Source organism: Blastocatellia bacterium (assembly GCA_016713405.1).
Lineage (GTDB): Bacteria > Acidobacteriota > Blastocatellia > Chloracidobacteriales > JADJPF01 > JADJPF01.
This window is the reverse complement of record JADJPF010000004.1, coordinates 238,679-254,037: the sequence shown is the minus strand read 5'-3', so window position 1 is coordinate 254,037 and position 15,359 is coordinate 238,679. Positions and strand designations below refer to the sequence as shown.

The 15,359-nt window shown below is 33.5% G+C and carries 12 protein-coding genes; 8 read left to right on the top strand and 4 right to left on the bottom strand.

What is annotated here, in order from left to right:
- Positions 1-7 precede the first annotated feature (7 nt).
- The 3 genes from hisC to IPK14_07375 all read left to right on the top strand — a co-directional run bounded on the left by hisC (position 8) and on the right by IPK14_07375 (position 3,084).
- A complete protein-coding gene (gene hisC, locus IPK14_07385; protein MBK7993245.1) occupies positions 8-1,072 on the top strand; it encodes a histidinol-phosphate transaminase in 1,065 nt (354 codons plus the stop codon).
- 19 nt (positions 1,073-1,091) lie between these two features.
- Entirely contained in the window at positions 1,092-1,664 is a 573-nt protein-coding gene (locus tag IPK14_07380; protein ID MBK7993244.1) for a DJ-1/PfpI family protein, read from the top strand.
- Between the two features lie 121 nt (positions 1,665-1,785).
- Positions 1,786-3,084, top strand: a complete 1,299-nt coding sequence (locus IPK14_07375; protein MBK7993243.1) for an ankyrin repeat domain-containing protein — start codon at positions 1,786-1,788, stop codon at positions 3,082-3,084.
- 4 nt (positions 3,085-3,088) lie between these two features.
- On the opposite strand, the gene IPK14_07370 is transcribed toward IPK14_07375, so the two are convergent.
- Positions 3,089-4,042: a DUF4351 domain-containing protein gene (locus IPK14_07370; protein ID MBK7993242.1), complete on the bottom strand. Its 954-nt coding sequence runs from the start codon at positions 4,040-4,042 to the stop codon at positions 3,089-3,091.
- Between the two features lie 8 nt (positions 4,043-4,050).
- Positions 4,051-4,734 (bottom strand): hypothetical protein, encoded by a 684-nt coding sequence (locus IPK14_07365; GenBank protein MBK7993241.1) that lies wholly within the window; start codon positions 4,732-4,734, stop codon positions 4,051-4,053.
- A gap of 162 nt (positions 4,735-4,896) precedes the next feature.
- Between IPK14_07365 and IPK14_07360 the strand changes: the two genes are divergently transcribed.
- The gene (locus tag IPK14_07360) at positions 4,897-5,517 is read left to right on the top strand and encodes a YigZ family protein (protein ID MBK7993240.1); all 621 of its coding nucleotides are present in this window, start codon (positions 4,897-4,899) and stop codon (positions 5,515-5,517) included.
- Positions 5,518-5,530: 13 nt separating this feature from the next.
- Here IPK14_07360 and IPK14_07355 read toward each other — a convergent pair whose 3' ends face one another.
- Entirely contained in the window at positions 5,531-6,568 is a 1,038-nt protein-coding gene (locus IPK14_07355; GenBank protein ID MBK7993239.1) for a PilZ domain-containing protein, read from the bottom strand.
- A gap of 520 nt (positions 6,569-7,088) precedes the next feature.
- On the opposite strand from IPK14_07355, the gene IPK14_07350 reads away from it, so the two are divergent.
- From IPK14_07350 to IPK14_07335, 4 genes are all read left to right on the top strand, one after another.
- On the top strand, positions 7,089-8,036 hold the full coding sequence (locus IPK14_07350) for a hypothetical protein (GenBank protein ID MBK7993238.1): 948 nt from the start codon (positions 7,089-7,091) through the stop codon (positions 8,034-8,036).
- Complete coding sequence (locus IPK14_07345) at positions 8,029-8,832, top strand: hypothetical protein (protein ID MBK7993237.1); 804 nt, start codon at positions 8,029-8,031, stop codon at positions 8,830-8,832. Before IPK14_07350 ends, IPK14_07345 begins: the two co-directional genes overlap by 8 nt.
- A gap of 20 nt (positions 8,833-8,852) precedes the next feature.
- Positions 8,853-10,241 (top strand): serine/threonine protein kinase, encoded by a 1,389-nt coding sequence (locus IPK14_07340; GenBank protein MBK7993236.1) that lies wholly within the window; start codon positions 8,853-8,855, stop codon positions 10,239-10,241.
- Between the two features lie 102 nt (positions 10,242-10,343).
- Positions 10,344-12,299 carry a VWA domain-containing protein gene (locus IPK14_07335; GenBank protein MBK7993235.1) on the top strand — a complete coding sequence of 652 codons (1,956 nt, stop codon included), beginning with the start codon at positions 10,344-10,346 and terminating at the stop codon, positions 12,297-12,299.
- A 9-nt stretch (positions 12,300-12,308) separates the two neighbouring features.
- Here the strand turns inward: IPK14_07335 and IPK14_07330 are convergent, their stop codons facing one another.
- Positions 12,309-15,269: a TonB-dependent receptor gene (locus tag IPK14_07330; GenBank protein MBK7993234.1), complete on the bottom strand. Its 2,961-nt coding sequence runs from the start codon at positions 15,267-15,269 to the stop codon at positions 12,309-12,311.
- Positions 15,270-15,359: the final 90 nt, after the last annotated feature.

The window sequence follows — 15,359 nt, the reverse complement described above, 5'->3', positions numbered from 1 at the left end:
AAACAAAATGCCTAATCCACTAGATAAAATTAAATCACAAGTAAAAAAACTTTCTGCTTACACGCTAAATGCTCCTGAGTGTCAAATTAAAATTAACCAAAATGAAAATCCTTATGACATGCCAGAAGAAATTAAAACCGAAGTTTTAACACGTTTAGCTAATCGTCCTTGGTCGCGTTATCCAACTTTTGTGCCAGTAGATTTACTAGTAGCTTTAGCAAAGTTTTCTCATTGGCGGGCTGATGGCGTTTTAGCTGGAAATGGTTCAAATGAACTAATTCAAGCTTTGCTTACGGTTACAGTTGGTCAAGGAACAAAAGTTTTAATTTCTGAGCCTACTTTTACGCTTTATCGGTTGCTAATAGAAACTTTAGGCGGTGAAGTTATTAGTATCCCGTTAACAAATACTTTTGAATATGATATAGAAAAAATTAAACAAAAGGCTCAAGACGTTGACTTAGTGATTATTTGCTCTCCTAATAACCCTACAGGCTGTGTAATTAAAGATGCAGACCTAATAGAATTATTAAGTAATTTTTCTGGATTAGTAATCTTAGATGAAGCCTACCATGAGTTTTCTCGTCATACGGTTGTACCACTCTTAAAACAATTTAATAATTTAGTTGTACTACGTACATTTTCTAAAGCTATGGCCATGGCTGGTTTAAGAGTCGGCTATTTATTATCCCATCCAGATTTAGCAAAAGAAATTGCTAAAGCCAAATTACCCTATAACTTAAATTTTTTCTCGCTTACTGCGGCGATTGTAGCAATGGAACGTTTTGAGTTACTTAGCCCAATTATTGACAATGTAATTAACGAGAGAGAAAGACTTTTTCAAGAACTAAGTAAAATCAATGGTTTAAGACCAATTCCCTCACAAGCTAATTTTATTCTTACAGAAACAGCGATTGCCCCTTTAGAATTAATGTCTAAACTCCAAGAACAAGGCATTTTAGCCCGGGATGTTAGCCGCTATCCAATGCTTAATAATTTTGTTCGTTTTAGTGTTGGAACAGTAGATGAAAATAATGAGCTAATAGCAAATCTAAAAGCTATTTTTAGCAACTAAGAAAATTAACCTAAGCAAAATGAAAATATCCTTTATTATTTTTAATAAAATGACATCGCTAGATTTTATTGGGGTTTATGATCCTGTTACTAGGTTAAAATCTATGGGATTTATGCCTAATTTAACTTGGGATGTGTGTTCTTATGAAGAAAATCCTATAACAGACGACCGAGGACTACAATTTTTAGCTACAAAAGTTAAAAAGCCATTAAATAGCTATGATATCTTGATAATTCCTGGTGGGTTTGGCACTAGAGAACTAAAAGAAAATAGCGAATTTATTGCATGGATCAAGACGGCTAAAAATGTAAAACTAAAAGTTTCTGTCTGCACAGGTTCAGTAATTTTTGGGGCAGCAGGCTTTTTAGTTGACAAAAAGGCTACTACACATCCAATTGCATTTGAAGAGCTAAAACCATATTGCTTAGCAGTAGAAAACACTAGAATTGTTGACGAGGAAAATATAATTACTAGTCGTGGGGTGTCCTCTGCAATAGACGTTGGGTTATATTTAGTAGAAAAATTAGCAGGAAAAGATGTAAGAGAAAAAATTGCCACCCAAATGGATTATCCTTATTTCTATCAGAAATAGCTAGTTAATAGTCGTTAGTTAATAGTTAGCAAGTTTTTCGGAAATTTATTGGAACTAAATTAGCAGTTTTTTAGTCTAACAACCTTTTAGCATTACCATATTGATGGGAAGGTGAGAAAAAATGATTTTTCTAAAAAACAAAACTTTTTATCAACTAACGTTTGCTTTAACACTAGCATTTCTTTGTTTTCCAACACTTACATCAGCACAAGTTTTTACAGAAAGCAAATCTATTAAAATTCCTAACAAAAAAGCTAAAACCCCTAAAAAAGCTAAAACGGCTTTTGATAGTCAACTCTTAAAAGCTGTTAAGTCACAAGATTTTGATCAAGCCAAAAAAGCTTTAGAAAAAGGTGCTAATGTTGATGTTCAAGATGAAGATGGTAATACTTCATTAATCTTAGCTACTAATTTAGAAGCCGTAGATTTAGTTTCTCTATTAATAAAACATAATGCAGATATACAAATTAGAAATAACAAAAATCGCACTGCATTTTCTGAATTTTCCTCTAAACAAAAAATGGCTTTTCTTGTAGTTGAAGATGTTCCATCTGGTAGATATCCTATTAGTCCAGTAATTGAATTATTATTTGTTGCTGCTCAAAATTTACCAAAAGAAGAAAAAGAACAATTTGCTTTAGAAGCTATTTTTCTAGGTGGGCGTGATCCCAGAATTTTAGAGCTAGCTTTAGGTTTAGGCATTGATCCCAACATCAAATTGGATTTGCAAGGCAATACTTTATTAACAAATGGATGGTTTACTACTCCTAACATGATTAGAAAATTGATAAGTTATGGAGTAGATCCAAATACAGCTAACAACGCTGGTGAGACTCCTTTAATGAGAGTATCTTCTTTTTTTGGCTCTGCTTTTGCGTCTACTGAGTCAATAGAAGTTTTAATATCTGCTGGAGCGCAAATTGATACTGTAGATAGCCAAGGTCAAAGTGCTTTACTTAAGGCAATTAAAAGTAATCGTATCCCAATTGCAGTAAAATTAATTGAAAAAGGGGCTAATGTTAATTTAGCTGATTCTAAAGGCCAACATCTATTTATGTTAGCAATGGAAAAGGAAAACCCAGAACTTATTAAAGCTTTAATCAAAGCTGGTATAGACTTAAATATTACTAATGAAGAAGGTAGAACCCCGCTTATGATGTTGGCTCTAGTAGGTAAAAATGAACTCGTAGAAGCATTTATAGAAGCTGGTGCAGATATAAACAAGCAAGATTCCCTAGGACAAACAGCTTTAATGTTGGCTATTGATAAATATCCTTATCCAGAAACAGTAAAAATACTAGTTAAAGCTGGAGCAGATGTTTCTATTCAAGATCTAAATGGTGATACAGCTATTTCTATTGCTGATCGTGATGGTCGTAAAGAAATAGTTGAACTATTAAAGCAATCTGTAAATAATTGATCTTTTAACCCTCTTTGTTATGAAGATTTAGCCAGTTTGTTAAATCTTCATAGCTAGAAAAATCTAGTAGAGATTCACTTAATTCTTCAATGTTTTCTAAAGCTAATTGGCTAAGTTTAGTTTCTAACTCTGCATCCATTGCACCAAAGCGTTTTTTTAGCAAACGTAATACTAACCATAAGGCTTCTTCTGTTTTTCCTTGTTGAATTCCTTGTTGAATTCCTTGTTGAATTCCTTGTTCCATCCAAGAAGTTACTATTTCCATAATTTGTTCCTTTTCTTGAGGAATTATTTCTTCTATATGTTGATTGAATATTTTTAATTCTTCAGCATTTAGTTTTAAGTAAGTATCTACAAAGCCTGAGATAAGTTGCATTTTTGCTCGATCAAGTTTAAGTGTAACAAGCAATCTTAAACATTCCAATTTAACTTTGGCTCGCTCTGTTGGTTTTATATCCATTTTAGCCATCAAAGCACTAGCAATAGGATTAGGTTTATTAACATAATCTCGCCAGTTAAGTCGGTTTAATTGTATTACTCGATAATGAAAAGATAGGACATTAAAGTTTTGAAAATCTACTTTGTAATTGTCTATTTCTGGGCGTTTTGGTTCTTGATAAGAAAAAATTGCTATTGGGTAAATTGGTAACTCATATAAATCAAGTAGGCGGGAAAAATAGCGAAACATTCGACGATTAAAGCCACCTCTTGCTTCAGATTGATTTTCTAAATGTACAAGAAAAAAAGCATCTTTGCCTAGAAATTTAACTTTAGCTACTAAATCTACCTCATGTTTTTCTCCTGATGTAACATCTACAAAGATTTCTTTATCAAGAAAAGTTATAGAGTTTTTGTCTATATCTTGCAATATTTCTGGAAAAAATAAATCTAAAAACTCTACAAAAAAAACTCTTAATAATTCCTTAAACAGCCGATCATGGTCTAAACGCTCTGTCATTTGTCACCTTAGTTTTTGTACTCTAAATCTATAGCTACAGTCATTATGGCTTCTGAAGAAGCAATTTCAGAAAGCCGATTTTTTTCATCTACTTTTAAGCTTGTTTTTTCATTTTTACCAACAGAATATTTTTCTAGCATTTGTTTTAGTGCTTGGGAAGTTTCTAAGTCTGTTACTACAGGGTCTTTACGGTCATTTGCAGTCATTTTAATCATTTCTAAACCCATTAATTTATTTTCTGCAAAAACAAGCCAAAGTTTTCCACCTGCTTTTGGTGCTAGTTGTAAACCTTGTAAATCTGCTTCAGGCATTTTGATTTCTTGATCAGCTTCTAAAAGATTTCTCTTTTTTTCTAACGGAAATAGCCAAACATATTTTGCTAAACCTTGATCTTTATCAAGTAGTTCGCTAGTCTCTTGCACTAAGTAGATATAGCCTTCAGAATTGGCTTTTAGCCGTAATCTAATTTGGTCTTTATCCTTATAAGCTATTTTTCCTGGTAGAAGTATTTTAGTATCCTGTTTTTTATCTTCTATAAACTCTTGCAATTCAACGCTATAACTTAAATTTCTAATTTCTACTTTTTTATCAGTCTCAACAGCACTAGTTTTATTATCATTAGCATCTTTTGAAAAAAGATTTTTTTTACACGCTATAGATGTAGTAAATAGCAATATAATAAAAAGACTCAAAATTAATAAATTGCTAAAGTTTGATATATTTTTTGATTGTTTTGGAGCCAGCAACATAAAGACCTCATTTTGAAAGTTAAACAAAAATAGAAAAAACAATAGCAGATATATTTGTAATAGGTAAGCTATAATAGGCTGTCTAAAACAACTTGGAGCAACAAATTGTCAACAAATCGTGAATATTTCACTATTGCTAGTAGTTCTGAGGTTACTACTAGTATTAAGGGATCAACATTTATTTCTCGTTGTGAGCGTGTTACTTCGGCAGTAGAAGCAATGAGTTATATACAATCTATTAAGTTAAAACACCTGGATGCAACACATAATTGTTGGGCTTATAGAATTTCACCTAATGAATATAGATTTAACGACGATGGAGAGCCTGCTGGGACAGCCGGACAACCAATTTTACAAGCAATTCTAGGCTCAAATTTAGAGCAAGTTTGCGTAGTAGTAACTCGTTATTATGGTGGGACAAAACTAGGTGCTGGCGGGTTAGTTCGGGCTTATGGAGGTGGAGCATCAGCAGTACTAAAAGCGGCTCAAAGTGTATTAATTCAACCTACTATAGTTATAGCAGTAGAAGTTGCTTTTAGTGAGCAAAATAGCCTTTATTATTTTATAGAGAATCATTCTGAGTTAACTATTGTAGGTACGGAATATACTGCTAAAGGTCTAGTAATAAGCATAAAGTTATTAGCCGTAGAGCAAGCTAACATATCTGAGCAATTAACTAATCATTTACGCGGACGAGTACAAATCAAAGAAATTACCGAAGCATAATAACTCAAAGAAATTATTTTACAATCCAATTATTAGGTTGACCTAAAAGACGGATCCCTACACGATAGGTTTTATCAACCTGATTATAGTTAATGTGTTTTACTTCGCCTTGGGCATGAAATTTACCTTGAAAGCCAACTATTTCAACAATAGAGTTTGGTTCTAGTTCGTGTTTACAGAGCATAAAACAAACTCCATGTTTGCTAACATCTTCTGTTTGAATAACTTCCACAAAATACTGTCCACTTTTGTCTAATCCACGAATACTTAAACTTAGCCTTAATTTTGCTCTAGGCTCGTTGCGGTCATTGTTGAGCATACTCTGGGCAATAGTTGGATGTTTTAAGTTAGATGAAGAACTTTCACGAGCAGGTGTTAAAATAACTGAAGGTTTGGTATTTGGATTGGTAGTTAATGGATCTTGTGCATCAATTGAATTTTGTAGTGAAGCAGAGATAGACGCAGGTTTAACAGGTAAATCATTTAACGGCGTAGAAGGAACTTTTGCAGGAGTATTAACAAGAGCAGGAACAACAGGTACTGGAGCTGAAGGAGGTCTTAAGCGGTTAGCTAAAGGGTTAGGAGTGTTTAAGGATGCTCTAATTAATCCTTGTGGCCCTAAGGGACGAGTAGCAAACACATCTGAATTTTCGACCTCATTAATAATAGGTGGAGTTATAGCTATTTCTGGTGTTGGTTCTGAGGCTCTGATAGGCTCATTAACTTCTACTTCTGGAGGGTCTTTAGAAATAAAAGCTACACCAACATTTACAAATCCATCTCCTCTTGGTCTAACACGTCTTACTTGAGCATAAATTTGATATGTAGCTAAATTTTGATCATAAAGCCGCATTTGTTCAGGCATTGGTAAAACAAGTCGGACAATATCATCTACATCAACTATGTTATGTAAGCGGAAGGAAGCCCCTAGTGGACTTACATTCATAGTTTCCGTTTTTTCATAAAAGCGGCTTCGCTCACAAGCGTAACTATAGACCTCTATAGGTAAAAGCAATGGAGTTCTATAGTATTTTCGACGTTCGTTACTCACAAAAATACCCTGTTAAAAATTTCTTTTTTTGATGCTTTTGCAAGTATATCCTACTTTTTTTTTTGGTGCATTGATTTTTAAGTGGCAGTTAAACATAAGAAAGTTTATTATCGCTTTTTGTGTTTTATCATTTGGGATTAATAGAAAGTCACTTACCTAGCCATAAAGGACTAGGCTTGTTGGGGTAAAAGCCAAGAAGTCCACGTGACCAGACTAAGCTGTAGGTGAAGCTACCTTATTAGAAGAGTTAAAGAACACACCTTGGGATGCGTGCCAGTTCCAAGCTCTGTAACCAGTAAGTTAAAAAACTGCAAGGGTATAGTGGTAGTGCTTATTGGGTGTACTGACTAGTAACTTTGTCGAGGCCAACTTTACCCGCGCAAGCGGAGATTTGTGGAGTAATCCACTTCTTTTTAGTTTTTAAGGAGGAAGTTTAACTCTTCCTCTTTATTTTCTTTTTATAAGGAGATGGCGCTCCTCTCCGCCCTAAAGAGTGGAGTTTCCGCGCTGATTAAGAGGGATGAGAGAAATAAAAATAATAAAAACTTTGGCAGAGTTAAAACTAGCACTGGAAATATTAAGACAATCTGAAGCTATTGGGCTAGATACAGAAACAACTGGACTAGATCCTTACACTAGCAAATTAAGGTTAATTCAGCTTTCAAATACCAAACAAGCCTTTATCATAGATTTATTTAAGACTCCTACTCTAGCCCAAGAATTAAAAGGTTTATTTTTAGCAGAAACTCCTATCAAAGTATTACATAATGCTAAGTTTGACCTAAAAATGATTAAGCATCATTTAGGTTTAACTATTAAGTCTATTTTTGACACAATGTTAGCTAGCAAGTTAATTTCTGGTGGACGAGAAGGACAATCTCATAGTTTGGCACAAACTGCGCTACGTTTTCTTAATATTGGAGTAGATAAAACAGAACAAACTAGCAATTGGGCAGAAAACTTAAGCGAAAGCCAAATAGAATATGCTGCTAATGATTCATTAATTACCTGCCAACTTTACAAAGTGCAACTGCTAAAGCTTTGTGAATTAGGGATTTTAGAAACAGCAGAACTTGAATTTGACTCCATTGAAGCTATTGCAGATATGGAACTTGCTGGAGTATTGCTAGATGCTAAACATTGGCAAGCAATTGTAGCAGAGACAGAAAGAAAACACGCGGCTGTAGCTAGCGTGCTTAGACAAGCTTTAGAGCCGGTTGACCTTCAAATGAGCCTTTTTGGTGAATCTAATATTAATTTAGATAGCCCCTCACAAGTTCAGGAAGCATTAAAACGCTTAGGTATTCCCTTGATTGATACCAAAAGTGTAAATTTACATCACTTGTCTCAAGAATTTCCCATTTTAGAACAGCTTTTGGAGTACCGTAGTTTACAAAAAGCTTTATCTAGCTATGGTTTAGGGATGTTAAAGTTTATTCACCCAATAACAGGAAGAATTCATGCTTAGTTTTTTTCAAATAGGGACACCAACAGGGCGGCTATCTTGTCATGAGCCTAATCTACAACAAATTCCACACACAGCAGATTATCGTAGCTGTTTTATAGCTGCACCAGGTCATAAATTGATTATTGCTGATTATTCTCAAATAGAACTGCGTATTTTAGCTGATTGGGCAGATGATAAGGTCTTAATAAAAGCTTTTTGTAGTGGGGCAGATCTTCATTGTATTACTGCTAGTCAAATGTTTAATATTCCATTAAGTGCCGTTAGCCCTGAGCATCGTGCTGCTGCTAAACAACTTAATTATGGGATAATTTATGGAATGGGTGCGCAAGGTCTTTCTAATAGAATTAACCGCCCATTTGCAGAATCAGAGCGACTAATTGAACGCTATTTTAATACTTATAGTGGAGTTGCTAATTGGCTTAAAAAAGCAGGACAAACAGCATTGGAAACAAGAGAGTCCCGCACAAGACTTGGAAGGTTAATGTATGTTGATTTTGATAGTGACGATCCTACAAGCCAATCAGCAACAATTAGATTAGGAAAAAATATGCCAATACAAGGCACTTCAGCCGATATTAGCAAACGCGCTATGATGCTGCTACATAAAGCATTGGCTAATAAACCTGCTAAATTAATCAATAATATACATGATGAACTAGTTTTAGAAGTGGTAAGCGAGCAGGCGGAAGAATTAGCCAAAGAAATAGAGAAAGAAATGGTGACAGCAGGACAAGAATTCATTCATAATGTTCCTGTAGTGGTAGATATAAAAATTTCTTCTAATTGGGTAAAATAGCAATTTTTTGGGGTGAATTTATGAAAATCTGTGCAACTTGCATAAGAGAGTATCCAGAAGATACCATTTTTTGCCCCTATGACGGCAACCGTCTAACTAATTTTACTGAAACTGAACCCTACCTAAATACTATACTAGACAATAAATACCGTATTGACAGTAAGATAGCTGAAGGTGGAATGGGTAATGTTTATAAAGCTACCCATCTACATTTAAGCATTCCTGTAGCAATTAAAATTATGCACCAGGAACTTGTATCTGATGTAAATTCTATAGAACGCTTTCGACGTGAAGCACAGGCTACAATGCAAATTCGTCATACCAACGCAATAGCTGTGCTTGATTTTGGTGTCACTAAAGACAATACTGTTTATTTAGTGATGGAATTTTTAGAAGGCTGTACCCTAAGACGTAGGCTAAGAGAATTAGCAAGATTTTCTGTAGCAAATACTAATTGGGTAATCCAACAGGTCTGTTCAGGAGTACATGCAGCACACAAACGAAATATTATTCATCGTGACTTAAAACCTGACAATATTTTTTTACAAAAGGAAAGTGAAGAAGAAGTAGTAAAAGTTTTAGATTTTGGTATTGCAAAACTAAAAAATCAAATTGATGAACAAGAAAGAAATTTAACTCGTCAAGGCATGGTAGTAGGAACACCTCATTATATGTCCCCAGAACAATGTTATGGTAAAGAGGTAGACCTTAGATCAGATATTTACAGCCTAGGGGTAATCACCTATGAATTACTAACAGGCATTCCACCTTTTGATGCTGACACTCCTATAGCTTTGGCAATGAAACAAACTACAGAAATACCACGTCCAATTTATGAAATTAATCCAAATGTTCCTATAGATGTAAATGCGGTCGTAATGCACGCATTAGCCAAAAATCCAGCGCAAAGACCTAAAAGCGTAATGGTACTAGCCCAAGAACTAAATTCTGTTAGTAGCAGGGTTTATGTTTATATGGGTAAGTCTTTGGATAATAAGCAAATAGATATGGAGTTATTAGATGTAGATACTCCTATAATTAATGATATTGTAGAAGAAAGCTATCCAACACCTTCATCACTTCCAGCACAACCCATCAATTTAGTTAATAATACAAATAAAAAAGCTGTCACCAATAAACTTCCTAGTTTAGAGATAAGCAAAAAAGTAGTGCCAAGTAGCCCCAGCAACCCTATACCAGAAATTTTTCAAGCTATGATGGCAGACTTGTCAGAGCCTCAAACAGCAAATACAAATAAATCAAAGGCTAACAAAAAGCCAAATAAAACTTATCCTGTTAATTGTGAGATTTGCGGCCAAGAAGTAGGACGAAGTTTAGTAGCTAATTCAACTATTATTTGCCCAGATTGTCGTAAAAGCAGCCGTAAAATTAAAAAACCTCAAATTTAATTATGTTTTTAATTTTTTATCGTCCTCCCTTGATGAACTCTTAAGCATTTTCTGCGTTAAAACCTGATTAACAACCCTTTAATCTTAAAATTAGGTCAACTTATGCTGATTCGTCTATTTGCAATAATAATTTTTTTAATACCTTCTTTAGCTTATAGCCAAGTAGTTGAAAAACAAGAAGATATAATTAAGTTTAATACTAATTTAGTTGTACTTGATGCCCAAGTAATTGACCAAAAAACTAATAAAACCATTAGTGGATTACAGAAAGAAAACTTTATCCTCTATGATGAAAACACTTTAGAGGAAATAACTTTTTTTAAGGAAGAATCCTTACCTTTATCAATAATTTTTCTTTTTGAAGTTAGCAAAACTCTTTCGCCCTTACTAGAAAAATTACGTCCTGAAGAATGGCCTATTACTAAATATATTCGTGCAGAAGATGAAGTAGCAATAATGGCTTATGGCTCACAAACTCAACTAGTACAGGATTTTACCAAAGATAGACGAACAGTAATTAAACAAATTACTAAACTTCCAGAAATTCCAGGTAAGCTAATTTTTCAGCGAGAAGCAATTTTTCAGGCTGCCCAGCAAATGAAACGAGCTAAAAACCCTGTTGGACGGCGTGCAATTATTGTTATTACTAGCAATTTTTCTACTGAACCACTGCTTACAAATGGAAATCTTGCTACTAAGGAAGAAACCCTTGAGCAACTCTATCAAGTTGGTGCAACTGTAACAGGGTTAATATTTGGTAGCTTTGGAAATAAGCTAGCAACAGAATTAAGCGTAAGGCAAACACCGGATCAAATTTTAATTAGCAAGCTTTTTTCTAAAAGCAGTATTAGTATTTTTGCTAGTGAAACAGGCGGCGAAGTTAACACAACCAATAAAGAAAACTTTTTAGAAAAAATGAATGCCCAAATTGAGCATTTACGAACTCGCTATAGCCTAGCTTTTACCCCTAGTGTTAGCACTAGTGAAACCTTTCGTAAAATATCACTAAAACTTAATAAAATAAACAATGAAGATATCAATGAAGATATTAAAATTAGAACTAGGCAAGGTTATTATCCTAATAAATCAACATTTATTAACTATAATCAACTAATTTTACCAAAAGTAATATTACCAGCAAATTTTACTAGTCCATACAAAGTTATAAACCTAATGCCAAGATTTTGGCAAATTTATGAGCAAGTTAAAAATAAAGATATAAAGGAACAAACTAAAGAGCTTTATGAGATATTTATTAAACAATATCCTGATATTTTTAATGCTAATAATTTAGGAGTTTCACAAGCAAATTTTGAATCTGAAATTAATGCTAAACTAACTATTTTTTTATTTGACTTAAAAAAACATATCTTAAAATTACAAAAGATAAGCAATCAAATAGTTAATAATTTTGAAGTTAATGAAGAAAATTTTCTAAGCCGATTTCCTGATTTTCGTTGGAAAGGAACTATTTATTTTGTACCTATTTTAACAAGTTTTATTTCAAAACAAACTATTATTAATAATGAGCAGGCTTTGATTTTTGGATTAGATTCTATAGCATTTAAGAATGATCAAAATATTAATTTTTGGCCTATTTTTCATCATGAGCTTTTTCATCTTTATCATCAGCAATTTCAAGTAAAGGCTAAACACTTAAATTTTGAGCAGCCTTTATATGATTTTATTTGGCAAGAGGGGCTTGCTTGTTATATTGCAAGTCTATTAAATCCAGAAACTAACAAAGGTGAGATTCTACAACTAGATTTTAATGACAAAATAACCAAAATTTCCTTACAAACGGTTGCTAAAAACTTAAGAGCAAACTTAAATGCTCCAACAAAAGATATTTATCAAAACTATTTTGGCTTAAATAGCAAATTAGATAGCAACATAAGCGAAAATTATGTGGATTCGGGCAATTATCTATGTTTTTTGCTAGCAGAAAAGCTAGTTTTAGCACAAACATTTCCTAAAGCTATAGTACTAGAAAAACAAAATCTAGAAAAAGCTATAGACTTTATGCTAAGGCGTGTTGAACTATCCCAGCTAAAATAAATTAAGTTATTAGAAAGAAAGTCGAAATCCAAATTGTACTTGTCTAGGATCAAAGGCTTGAAGCCTTCTTTCAGGAGGTAAAATAAATCTACCACCTTTTTTAGCAGGTAAGTTAAATTTACCTTGTGCATCAGGTAAAAAACTTTCATCAGCCCCTGTTGTTAAATTTGGCTTATTAAAAAAATTAAATATTTCTACTAAAACTTCTAATTTTAGTATTTCTGAGAGCTTTAAGCTACGACTCAGGCGCATATCAACAGATCCAAAACCTGGAGTAATACCTACATTTCGACCTAAGCCTAGAGGACGATCCCCAGGAACGCCATCTCTATTTAAGTCATCTGTAACTAAATTATAAGGTCTACCACTAGTAAAATTCATAATCGAAGAAATTTGCAAATTCCTTAGCCATAGATTTTTGCTTTGAGATCGCCAAACCCCTGAAAAAATAAAGGTGCTTCGAGCATCTTGTAAGGAAAGCCCTTTATCATTATTTGGAACCATTGGCGAAATATCTGTATTAGTAAAATCAATAAAATTATCTATTGCTTTAGAAAATGTGTAATGTGCAAATAAACTAATTCCACGAGAAAAGTTTCTTTCTATTCCAAAAGTAGCTGCATTGTAATAACTATCATAGGCTGATTCATATTCAACAATAGAACCTTTATTAGTATTTAATCTTCCTGTAAGTTGGCTAGTTAATGGATCGTCAGTAGGGTTAATAACTGGATTTATCTCTCTAGCTGCAAATAACTTAATACCTCTAATAAAAGTGTAATCTGCAAATAACTTTGTGGTGTTATTTAAGAGGTATTCAAAACCAAATTTAGCTTGTTGGGTGTAACTACTACGTAAATTTGGATCAAAAACAAAATCCACACTTAGTTGTGGGATCTCAGAAAATGGAGTAGGTGGTTTATTTGTTTCTTCAAAACGTCGGTTAGGAAGATTAAAAGGAATCAAAGAAAAAGGAAAGACTAAAGTTAATATGCTAAATCTATCATCCTTAAAATTATTTACCACTGAAGCCGGCCCATTTAAAGGGGAAGCAAAAAACAGCCCATAAGCTGCTTTAACATTTAATTTAGAAATTGGGCGATAAGAAATAGCAAGCCTTGGGCTAAAATTTCCATTATTCTTAGGTGATCCTCCTATTCGATTTAAGTCATAACGAATACCAGCTTTAAGTATTAAATTTTCTCTTAGTCTAAAATCATCTTGGAAAAATGCACTAAATTGCTTTGTTGGAGTTTCTATTTCGCCAGGGCCAAAACCTTGTGTAAAAAATATTGGTAAAGAAAAATCGCTTAAATCTAAGTTTTTAGGAAACCCAGCAAACATTGTAGGAAGTGCTGTAGAAAGAAAAGAAACAAAAGCTTTTTGTTCTGCTGTACGTAAACTTGGGTCAAAAGCTTCTAGACTACTAAACTTTGGTAAGTTAGGAATCCCTGAAAGTTCTGTAAAATCTAGATCCCTAAACGATGTACTACCTTGACTAAAAAATGATATTTTTCCTGTAGATTTGGTGTAAATAAAATCTGTACCAAATTTGATTTGGTTCTTACCTTTAACTAAACTAACAATATTGACAAATTGGTAGATTGAATCTTGTCTAGGTTGTGGTAAAAGACGAGAACGACCAAATAAAGCATCTCCTTCAGGTGAACTTAATGCAACTCTTGGCCCTTCACCATAAGGAGCAATATTTGTGTCTAGCTTTGTATAAAGAAAGCGTGTTTCATTTACTAAATTTTTATTAGGATTAACATAAGTATTATTTAATGCAATAGCTTGATTATCTAAAATTAAAAAGCCACCATTGGTTAAATCTGACTTGCCACCAAAACCATCAAATTCTCCATTGTAATTAGAATCTAAGTTATAACGTAACCACAATGAATTATTTTTTGTTACATTATAATCCGCCCTAGCAAATACATAAGTATTAGCAACAGAAACAGGGACAAAACCATTGCTAAGAGAAAAGCCCCGTCTTTTAGCAGACTCCACTAAGATGTTAGGTACAGTAATTAGCAGACTACGATTTTGTGTAAAACGTTCAAATCCAACAAAAAAGAAAGCTTTATCTGTTTTAATTGGGCCACTTAAACTACTACCAAATTGATAACGCTCAAAAGGAGGTTTAAAGCTAAAAAGAGCATTTCGTGCAGAAGTTTGTTTTGTGCGACCTAAACCAAAAAGCGAGCCTTTAAATTTATTTGTCCCACCACGGGTAACAATATTGATAACGCCACTTAAGGCGCGGCCAAATTCGGCTGAGTAGTTGTCTGTAACAACTTGAAATTCTTGTACAACATCCTGGCTAAAAGTTGAACGCACATTTCCTACACTAGCATCATTATTACTTAATCCATCTATAGTAACATTGTTAAAGCGTGAGGGTTGATTATTAATAGAAATAAGTAAACTAACAGCTACAGAAGCTTCCGGGGTACGACTAAGTACAACACGAGGTGCAAGAGTAGCAAATTGTAAGAAATTCCGTTGGTTTATAGGTAAAGCTTCGATATCTTGACGGCGAAATTGTGTGCTACTTTCGGTTTTGTCCGACAATATCAAATTCTCTGAATTTATTTCAACAACTTCACTTGTTCCTTTTGCTCTTAGCTCAAAGTCTATAATTGCTGTTGTTCCAATAGTTAGAACTAGATTTTCTTCTTTTGATTCAAAGTCTTGCAATTCAGCCTTAATTTTATAAGTACCTGGAGGTAATTGGAGCAAATGATAAAAACCTTTTTCATTTAATTGAACAGTACGTTTTAGATTAGTTTCTATTTGTGTTGTTTCAACAGTAACACCAACTAAGATTTTTCCATCGGTATCTTTTACCGTTCCAGTAATTGTTCCTGTAGTTGCTCCACTAAATTGAGCCATTACAGTTAAATTAAGGAAAAAGATTAAAAACCCTAGTAGAAATATTGATTGCAGAAAGCGTAATAAACTCATGAAGTTAGCTCCCACTTAGCTAAATACAACTAACAGCCTTTATTTATAGTATTTTTTGACGATCCTTAGTGTAAAGATTTTTGAAAGCTG